This window comes from Nostoc sp. DedQUE07, assembly GCF_034530975.2.
GTDB lineage: Bacteria > Cyanobacteriota > Cyanobacteriia > Cyanobacteriales > Nostocaceae > Nostoc.
The window spans coordinates 88,709-97,853 of record NZ_JAVRCC020000030.1 but is presented as its reverse complement, the minus strand read 5'-3'; the positions used below and the strand labels follow the sequence as shown (position 1 = coordinate 97,853).

Genomic DNA, 9,145 nt, shown 5'->3' with positions numbered 1-9,145 from the left:
CAGAAGGTCAACGTTCACCCTCAGAAGGTCAACGTTCACCCTCAGAAGGTCAACGTTCACCCTCAGAAGGTCAACTTCCACCCTCAGAAGGTCAACTTCCACCCTCAGAAGGTCAACGTTCACCCTCAGAAGGTCAACTTCCACCCTCAGAACTCAGAACTCCGCAATATTTGATATCCAGACTCAAAGAAAACGAACAGCGTAACCTCCGCACAGTGTTAATTTTCGATCAATTTGAGGAATTTTTCTTTGTTTACACCGAACCTGCACAAAGAAAGCAATTCTTTGAGTTTCTGGGAGAGTGTCTGAATGTTCTATCGGTGAAAATTATCTTATCGCTGCGGGTAGATTACATCCATTACTTGCTAGAGTGCAATGATTTGTCGAGTCTCAAGATTATTGGCAATGACATTCTCAGTAATAATGTACTTTACAAGTTGGGGAATTTCTCACTTGCTGATGCCAAGTCAATTATTCAGCGTTTAACTGAAAATACTAGCTTTCACTTAGAACCTGCTTTAGTTGAACAACTGGTACAAGATTTAGCCGGAGAATTGGGTGAAGTTCGTCCCATTGAATTGCAGGTTGTGGGGGCGCAACTGCAAACGGAGAATATTACAACTCTGGCAGAATATTGGCAGCGTGGCACTAAGGACGAATTGGTTAAGCGTTATTTGCATGAAGTTGTTAATGATTGTGGTGAAGAAAATCACCAAGCAGCAGACATATTAATGTATTTGCTGACGGATGAAAAAGGAACTCGCCCTCTGAAAACTCGCGCTGAGTTGGAACGCGATTTACTCCCGTACTTTTCGGAGATCCCCCCAACCCCCCTTAAAAAGCGGGGCTTCATTCTTTCTACCCCCTTTTTAAGGCGATCGCCGCAGGCGGGGGGATCGGAAGCTAGGGCAAAACAAGCTTCTGAAATCAGTAAATTAGATTTAATATTAGAGATTTTTGTCCAATCCGGCTTAGTGGTTTTGCTACCAGAAAACCCCGCCGACCGTTATCAACTCGTACATGACTACATCGCCGCCTTTATCCGCCAGCAACAGGAACCGAAGTTAAAGCAGGTGATGGCGGAACTGGAAAAAGAACGAGAACAAAGAAAACTGAGTGAAGCAAAACTTAATCGTGTTCTCAAACGCGCCCTTTTTGGTTCCATAACCGCAGGTTTAGGATTTGCTGTTTTAGCAGCAGCAACATTCCAGTGGTCAGTAGAGGCAAATGTTAATCAAATTAGCGCCATCAATAATTCTTCTGAAGCCTATCTTCTCTCTGAAAAACATCCAGATGCTTTAATAGCAGCCTTAAAAGCAGGTAGCAAACTCAAGCATACACTTTGGGCACAGCACAGAAGCGATATCCTAATGCAAACTGTGGCAATTTTACAGCAAGCGGTTTATTTAAAGCCCAATGAGAAGAAAGAAAACCGTGCGATCGAGGTGAATACTTTAGAAGGGCATAGCGATGAGGTTAATAGCGTCGCCTACAGTCCCAATGGACAACAGTTAGCTTCTGCTAGTACTGACAAGACGATCAAAATCTGGGATGCCAGCAGTGGTCAACTCCTCAAAACCCTGACTGGTCATAGCAATAGGGTCATTAACGTCGCGTACAGCCCGAATGGACAACAGTTAGCTTCTGCTAGTACTGACAAGACGATCAAAATCTGGGATGCCAGCAGTGGTCAACTCCTCAAAACCCTTACTGGTCATAGCAATTCGGTTACTAGCGTCGCCTTTAGCCCCAATGGGCAACAGTTAGCTTCTGCTAGTTTTGACAACACCATCAAAATCTGGGATGTTAGCAGTGGTAAACTCCTCAAAACCCTTACTGGTCATAACAAAGAGGTCAATAGCGTCACCTACAGCCCCAATGGACAACAGTTAGCTTCTGCTAGTGGTGACAAGACCATCAAAATTTGGGATGTCAGCAGTGGCAAACTCCTCAAAACCCTGACTGGTCATGGCAGTGCGGTCAGAAGCATCGCTTACAGCCCCAATGGACAACAGTTAGCTTCTGCTAGTGATGACAAAACCATCAAAATTTGGGATGCCAGTAGTGGCAAACTCCTCAAAACGCTGACTGGTCATAGCGGTGAGGTTTATAGCGTCGCCTATAGCCCCAATGGACAACAGTTAGCTTCTGCTAGTTTTGACAGCACCATCAAAATCTGGGATATCAGCAGTGGTAAACCCCTCAACATCCTGACTGGTTATAGCAATGTGGTCATTAACGTCGCGTACAGCCCGAATGGACAACAGTTAGCTTCTGCTAGTTGGAACCTCACCATCAAAATCTGGGATATCAGCAGTGGCAAACCCCTCAAAACCCTTACTGGTCATAGCAGTGGGTTCATTCGTGTCGCGTACAGCCCGAATGGACAACAGTTAGCTTCTACTAGTGCTGACAAGACGATCAAAGTCTGGGATACCAGCAGTGGTAAACTCCTCAAAACCCTTACTGGTCATAGCGATTCGGTCAGTAACGTCGCCTACAGTCCTAATGGACAACAGTTAGCTTCTGCTAGTTTTGACAGCACCATCAAAATCTGGGATATCAGTAGTGGCAAACTCCTTAAAACCCTCACTGGTCATAGCAAAGAGGTCAATAGCGTCGCATACAACCCTAATGGACAACAGTTAGCTTCTGCTAGTTGGGACAAAACCATCAAAATCTGGGATGTCAGCAGTGGCAAACTCCTCAAAACCCTTACTGGTCATAGCAAAGAGGTCAATAGTGTCGCCTACAGCCCTAATGGACAACAGTTAGCTTCTGCTAGTCGGGACAAAACCATCAAAATCTGGGATGTCAGCAGTGGTAAACTCCTCAAAACCCTTACTGGTCATAGCAGTTGGGTCTGGAGCGTCGCCTACAGCCCCAATGAACAACAGTTAGCTTCTGCTAGTTTTGACAACACTATCAAAATCTGGGATGTCAGCAGTGGCAAACTCCTCAAAACCCTTACTGGTCATAGCAGTTTGATCATTGGCGTCGCGTACAGCCCCAATGGAAAACAGTTAGCTTCTGCTAGTTTTGATAGCACCATCAAAATCTGGGATATCAGCATTGGTAAACCCCTCAAAACCCTTACTGGTTATAGCAGTCAGGTCTATAGCGTTGCCTACAGCCCCAATGGAGAACAGTTAGCTTCTGCTAGTGCTGACAAAACAATAATTTTATGGGATTTCGATTTCGATAATTTATTATTCAGTGGTTGTAGTTTGCTGAATCACTACCTTATTGCCCATCCAGAAGTGTTAGAAGAGTTGCAATCATGCCAAACTCCATCTCGCTTGGCGCAAAGCGCGAAAGCGTTAGTCGTCCAAGGTGAGAAGTTAGCGCGAAATGATGATATTAATGGCGCTGTTGAAAAGTTTAACAAAGCACAGCAGTGGGATAATAAATTAAAGTTTGATTCCCAGGCGAGAGCGAAAGAGTTGGCGAATCAAGGTAAGGTTGAATTAGAGCCAAACTCACGTTAAGAGATTTTCAAGAAATAAATTATGCAATCTTGTGGGGTGGGCGTCTCGCCCGCCCGTAACCAAGGGTAAACAAGATGTCCAACCCACAAGAAAAGTTGGATATTTTTTTATTTGGAAGTCCCTTAAAAATAAATAATCACAAGGTGGAAAGGATGGCATACAGCGATTTTAGTCTCGCCAAGGTGAAAAAGAGTTTTGACTTAACACTCGATGAAACTCGGAATTTATTTGCTGATACAAAACCTGTTACACCATCAGAAACACTCAGAACAATTTTAATAGATTACATCCCTTTAGCAACTGCAATTTCAACCGAAAAAGCAAGATCAGAGTTTTTAATTGCACCAATACTTGCAGAGGTCAGACGATTATTAAATAATAAAATATCGCTGTTCTCTGGAAATGAATTTAATGTTGATGCAACTCAAGGCTTGCAAGGCTTTTGCGATTACATTATCAGCAACTCCCAAGAACAATTATTTATTTCTGCTCCGGTAATGTTCATTTTTGAAGCGAAAAAAGAAGATATTATCGGCGGTCTGGGTCAATGTGTAGCGGCAATGATTGCAGCACAAATATTCAATCAAAATCAAGGCAATGAAGTTGGGCAAATTTACGGCTCGGTTACTAGCGGAACTAACTGGAAGTTTTTATTTTTAGAAGGGACAACTGTTTATATAGATTTGACTGAGTACTATATTAAAGAAGTTGATAAAATTTTGGGTATTTTATTGCAACCTTTTCAACCTGTTTTAACTGCTGTTTGAATATATAGCAGGTGCTGATGTAATTTACCTGGTCAAGTTTTAAAATTTGCTAAAAAATAAGAGAAGTTAAACAACTCGTCCACCATTAAGTATCTAGGCATAAACAAATTTAAAGTTTGTAGTAAGGACTTTAGTCCTGATAATTCTTGCTCTGATCGATAAATCGCTCACTACAAACTAGGAGTTTATTTTATATTTAATTATGTCTACCTAATTACCACTATTCAATTTATATGAGTCTTTTTTGTCTAGTTCACGGTGCTTTCCAAGCCACCTGGTGTTGGGATTTGCTAATTCCCTACTTAGAAACACAGGGTCACAAAACTGTAGCAATGGATTTGCCAATTGAAAATGCATCTACTACTTTGTCCCAACTTGCAGATGTAGTAATTCAAGCACTGCCAAAAACTGATGATGATATTGTTCTAGTCGGTCACTCAATGGCTGGTACTATAATTCCTCTGGTTGCAGAAGCGGTAAAAGTGCGTCAACTAGTGTTTGTGGCGGCGCTACTTCCATATCCTGGAGTTAGTACACTCGACCAATTTTCTCATCGTCTTGATTCTGATACGCTCAAATCATTCAATTACCAGCCAAAAGAGCCAAGTAAACTCCAACAGTTCTACGATGAGCCTGATATGTATGAACCAGCTTCCGTAGGCAAAGATTATTCAGACGAAGCAGTATTAAAGGAGTTTTTCTTTCATGATTGTCAACCAGATGTAACACAGTGGGCAATCTCGAAAAGTCGTTCGCAACAATCTATGGCATATATATTTGAAACGAATCCTCTAAAAGCTTTGCCGCATGTTGAACGTAAATATATTGTTTGTACCAATGACCGGATAATATCTCCTACATGGTCACGCTACGCTGCACGAAAGCGCTTAGGAGTCGATGCCATTGAGCTTCCTTCTGGACATTGCCCACATCTGTCTCGCCCTGAACTTCTCGCCTCAATATTAACTAGTGATTAATTTTTTGAGCAATCCAAAATCTTTTGTCCAAGTGGACTATCTTAATGATGAGTTGGCGCAGCTCAACCTAGGCATCGCTCATAATAAATAAAGCCCCATAGATATAAGAGAGGTTAAAGATGCTAAATGCAGTTGAATTTAAAGCAAAGATTCAAAATGGTTTAATTCAGATTCCTGATGAGTACAAACAAGAACTTGGTGAAGGAGATGATATTAAAGTAATCGTTTTGGTGACGAAAAAATCATCTAAAAAAAGAGACATAATTGATGAATTAACAGAAAATCCTGTTCAAGTGGATGGTGTATTCAGCCGTGAGGAAATTTATAACCGATAATGATGAGTTCTGGTACATCTTTTATTGATACAAATGTTTGGCTTTATCGTTTATTTGACGATAAGAAGATGGAGGTTACAGAAAGAACAAGAAAGCGTAATATTGCTATTGCAATTACAGAAGCTGAAGGAATCATCATTAGTACACAGGTTGTAAATGAGGTTGCTGCCAATTTGCTCAAAAAAGCAGCCTTTAATGAAGGGCAAATTAAAGCTGTGATTCAGTCGCTTTATAGTCGTTGCACTGTGTAGTAGAGTTCAATCTGACTATTTTTGAATCTGCATCAGATATCCGCAGTCGATATAATTTTTCTTTTTGGGATAGTCTGATTATTTCTTGTGCGCGATCGCAAGAGCAAATATTCTCTATTCTGAAGATATGCAAGATGGGTTAGTAGTCGCTGGTCAATTAGAGATTGTGAATCCATTTAAAAAAGGCTAGAAACCGCATTTAAGCTGTCTCTAGCCTTTTTTTACTTAATGGGCAGTACCAGACTCGAACTGATGACATCCTGCTTGTAAGGCAGGCGCTCTACCAACTGAGCTAACCGCCCGTTTGACTAATCCTTAACTAATATAGCAAAACATTTCGCATTGCGCTAGTAGTTTCAAGAAAATCTTTTTTTCTCTTATACTGACTCAGTATTGAGTCACTCAGGATTTAGGATGCCCTCTGGTCGGACGCACGATCGCATTACTATGTATGCTCTGCCGTTGGTGGCGAGCGTTACTTTCTGGCAGACTCGCAGTAGCAATGCAACTTTGTTGGTTGCAGGCGGGTTTCTCTTTGGCGGACTGATGTTTGGCCCCGATTTGGATATTTACTCTGTGCAATTCCAACGCTGGGGTTTCTTGCGCTGGATTTGGCTACCTTATCAAAAAAGTCTCCGACATCGTTCTTTTTTATCCCACGGGCCGATTATTGGCACGATTTTGCGAATACTTTATCTGGGATGTTTGCTGGCAATTTTGGCAATTTTCGTTTTGGCGATCGCTCAAAGGTTATGGAATTTGAGTTTTAGTTGGCAGGATTTGGGGGGAATTTTGGGGCGATCGCTCGTGCAATACGATACTGAATATATCGCTTTGTTTTTGGGGTTGGAACTCGGTGCGATGAGTCATTCTCTGAGCGATTGGGGGGGATCGGCTTATAAACGGTTTAAAAAGCAGGGGGTTCGGGGGCTGCTTCCTAGTGGCAAAATTAAGAAGCGGAAAGTGAGGGGTGGTAGTCGTCGGGCGAGAGTGAAGAAATAATTTTTTTAAACGCAAAGGAACGCTAAGGGAAGCGCAGAGGTACGCAGAGGTATGGAAAAGCAAGAAGAGATTTTGGGGGCATTGCAGGAGTTGATTGAGGTGGTGGCGAAGTTGCGTGAGCCTGATGGTGGTTGTCCTTGGGATTTGGCTCAAACTGCGGAAACGCTCACGCCTTATGTGATTGAGGAAGCTTATGAGGTGGTGGATGCAATTAAGAGTGGGGATAAGGGTGCGATCGCAGAGGAGTTAGGCGATTTATTATTACAGGTGGTATTGCAAGCCCAAATCGCTAGTGAATCTGGGCAATTTTCTCTCAAGGAAATCGCTCAGGGGATTTCCCAAAAGTTGATTCGCCGTCATCCTCATGTGTTTGGTGATGTGTCGGTGGCCAGTGTGGATGAGGTGCGGCAAAATTGGGAACAAATCAAAGCTGCGGAAAAGGGCGAAGCATCTCCAGATGCCCAAAAATTTAGTGCTAAACTCGCTCGTTATGGACGTACTCTTCCCCCACTGACGGCGGCGATGAAAATTTCTCAAAAGGCTGCTGCGATCGGGTTTGAATGGGAAAATATTCAGGGTGTTTGGGATAAGTTTCATGAAGAGTTGGGAGAGTTCGAGCAAGCTTTAGCTGAAGAAACACCCGAACGACAAGAAGCAGAATTAGGCGATTTACTATTTGCCGTGATTCAGTTAGCGCGTTGGCATAATCTTGACCCCAGCACCGCTTTGCAAGGCACAAATCAGCGCTTTGTCCAGCGATTAGAAAAAATGGAGGCGGTTGTTGACCGTCCCCTTTCTGATTACAGTTTGAATGAATTAGAAACTCTCTGGCAACAGGCAAAAGCTCAACTGGCGAAAGAAGGGAATAGGGAATAGGGGATTTGGGATTGGGCATTGGGCATGGGGCATTGGGCATGGGGCATTGGGCATTGGGCATTGGGCATTGGGTATGCAGAAGAGACAAAGGCAGACAAGGAAGAGGGAGAAGACTTGGGAGAGACTTGTTCAATAATTCCTCCTTGTCCCCCTGCTCCAACTCCTAACTCCTAACTCCTAACTCCTAACTCATTACTCATTACTCATTACTCCCCCACTCCCTTCTTCAAGATTTTTCAACGTCAAACCACTTATCATATAGCGATTGATAAGTGCCATTTTCTTTGAGACTCAGCAAAGCCTGATTAATTGGTTTGCGGTAGGGACTGTTGTTGGGCAGAATGATACCGTAGCTTTCTTCACGCAAGATACTGCCAACAATTTGTACCTTTCCTTTGCCTTCATTGGCAGCATAGAAGAGGAGTACAGGCGCATCAAACACTACGGCATCAGCTTTTTTTGTTTGCAGAGCATTGTAAGCTTGCTCAATCTTGGTAACTTCTAAAACTGAAATCTTATGTTCTCGTAAGTATGTAGCGGCTGTGCTACCCGCAGTTGTAGCCACTACCTTGCCGGGTAAATCGTCTATGCTCCTGATATCACCCTGAAGCTGTTGCACTGTCAATGAGGTAGTCGCACTGGCTGTAAAGTAGGCAGCAAAAAGTACTCCGATGAACATCCAGATAATACCTACTAAGCGTCCCAGTACTCCCTTGGGCATTTCATCAGCTTGGGTTGCTAATGTGGCAGCTGACCACCAACAGGCTTTGAAAATGCCAGGAAAGTATGATTTGGGAATCATCCCATCTTTGTGATGACGCTCAGATAACCAAATAATGTGGGCTGCTACGATAATTAACACTAAGGCAACGCCTATTACTTGCAAAAGGCTACCGGAGAAAAACAATTGCAAAATATTTGGGAAGGCACTGCTGTTGCTTTCTGGGTTTCTCACCATAATTTGCAGCCCCCCAGCAAAAATAGGTAATGAAAAATCAAAGTTCTGCTCGCGTTCGGCTGTAATTGAGATGGCTGAAATTCCCAAGTTGGCTTTGCTTTCCTTAATAGCCGAAAGCAGTTGCGGCACAGTGGAATATTCTATAAATTTAGACTCTACACCTATTTGGTTAGCGATTTTGCGCCAGAGGTCGATACTGAATCCTGATAGCTCACCTTTGTTTGATAGCACAAAGGGCGGTATAACTCGTGTCGCTACTAATAAAGGTTGTTGGAGTTGTGGTTTTTGGCCTACTCCTGGGGACGCCATTAATAACAATGCCAGAATTCCACCTATTAATCCTATGCAGGTATACAGTGCTAAGGAACGCTTGATTTTGTTTTTCGGGTCATATCTGCCAATTAGGCGGTTTTTCCCAGCCATAAATTGGCGAAATCTACTAGCGATCGCATTTATCATCAAAATTCTCTCAGGGTTGTGTGCATAATCTA

The 9,145-nt window shown here is 42.9% G+C and carries 9 protein-coding genes and 1 tRNA gene; 8 read left to right on the top strand and 2 right to left on the bottom strand.

Annotation, left to right across the window (positions count from 1 at the left end):
- From RMZ95_RS21875 to RMZ95_RS21855, 5 genes are all read left to right on the top strand, one after another.
- Positions 1–3,488, top strand: a 3,488-nt coding sequence (locus RMZ95_RS21875) for a WD40 repeat domain-containing protein (protein ID WP_409883410.1), incomplete at its 5' end; no start/stop codon positions are given.
- A 152-nt stretch (positions 3,489–3,640) separates the two neighbouring features.
- Positions 3,641–4,255 (top strand): hypothetical protein, encoded by a 615-nt coding sequence (locus tag RMZ95_RS21870; protein WP_322684759.1) that lies wholly within the window; start codon positions 3,641–3,643, stop codon positions 4,253–4,255.
- A gap of 233 nt (positions 4,256–4,488) precedes the next feature.
- The gene (locus RMZ95_RS21865) at positions 4,489–5,232 is read left to right on the top strand and encodes an alpha/beta hydrolase (protein WP_322684704.1); all 744 of its coding nucleotides are present in this window, start codon (positions 4,489–4,491) and stop codon (positions 5,230–5,232) included.
- Positions 5,233–5,351: 119 nt separating this feature from the next.
- Positions 5,352–5,567 carry a hypothetical protein gene (locus RMZ95_RS21860; protein ID WP_322669603.1) on the top strand — a complete coding sequence of 72 codons (216 nt, stop codon included), beginning with the start codon at positions 5,352–5,354 and terminating at the stop codon, positions 5,565–5,567.
- Positions 5,567–5,818 carry a hypothetical protein gene (locus tag RMZ95_RS21855; RefSeq protein WP_322684705.1) on the top strand — a complete coding sequence of 84 codons (252 nt, stop codon included), beginning with the start codon at positions 5,567–5,569 and terminating at the stop codon, positions 5,816–5,818. Before RMZ95_RS21860 ends, RMZ95_RS21855 begins: the two co-directional genes overlap by 1 nt.
- A 229-nt stretch (positions 5,819–6,047) precedes the next feature.
- Here RMZ95_RS21855 and RMZ95_RS21850 read toward each other — a convergent pair.
- A tRNA-Val gene (locus RMZ95_RS21850) sits at positions 6,048–6,120 on the bottom strand.
- A gap of 112 nt (positions 6,121–6,232) precedes the next feature.
- Here RMZ95_RS21850 and RMZ95_RS21845 point away from each other — a divergent pair.
- Genes RMZ95_RS21845 through RMZ95_RS21835 form a run of 3 tightly spaced genes read left to right on the top strand, consistent with a single transcriptional unit; the run spans position 6,233 to position 7,870 of the window.
- Positions 6,233–6,820 (top strand): metal-binding protein, encoded by a 588-nt coding sequence (locus RMZ95_RS21845; RefSeq protein ID WP_322684706.1) that lies wholly within the window; start codon positions 6,233–6,235, stop codon positions 6,818–6,820.
- A gap of 51 nt (positions 6,821–6,871) precedes the next feature.
- A complete protein-coding gene (mazG, locus tag RMZ95_RS21840; protein ID WP_322684707.1) occupies positions 6,872–7,696 on the top strand; it encodes a nucleoside triphosphate pyrophosphohydrolase in 825 nt (274 codons plus the stop codon).
- Between the two features lie 24 nt (positions 7,697–7,720).
- Positions 7,721–7,870 (top strand): hypothetical protein, encoded by a 150-nt coding sequence (locus tag RMZ95_RS21835; protein WP_322684708.1) that lies wholly within the window; start codon positions 7,721–7,723, stop codon positions 7,868–7,870.
- 52 nt (positions 7,871–7,922) lie between these two features.
- Here RMZ95_RS21835 and RMZ95_RS21830 read toward each other — a convergent pair whose 3' ends face one another.
- Positions 7,923–9,113, bottom strand: coding sequence for a transporter substrate-binding domain-containing protein (locus RMZ95_RS21830; RefSeq protein WP_322684709.1), 1,191 nt, complete (start codon positions 9,111–9,113; stop codon positions 7,923–7,925).
- Between the last annotated feature and the right edge of the window lie 32 nt (positions 9,114–9,145).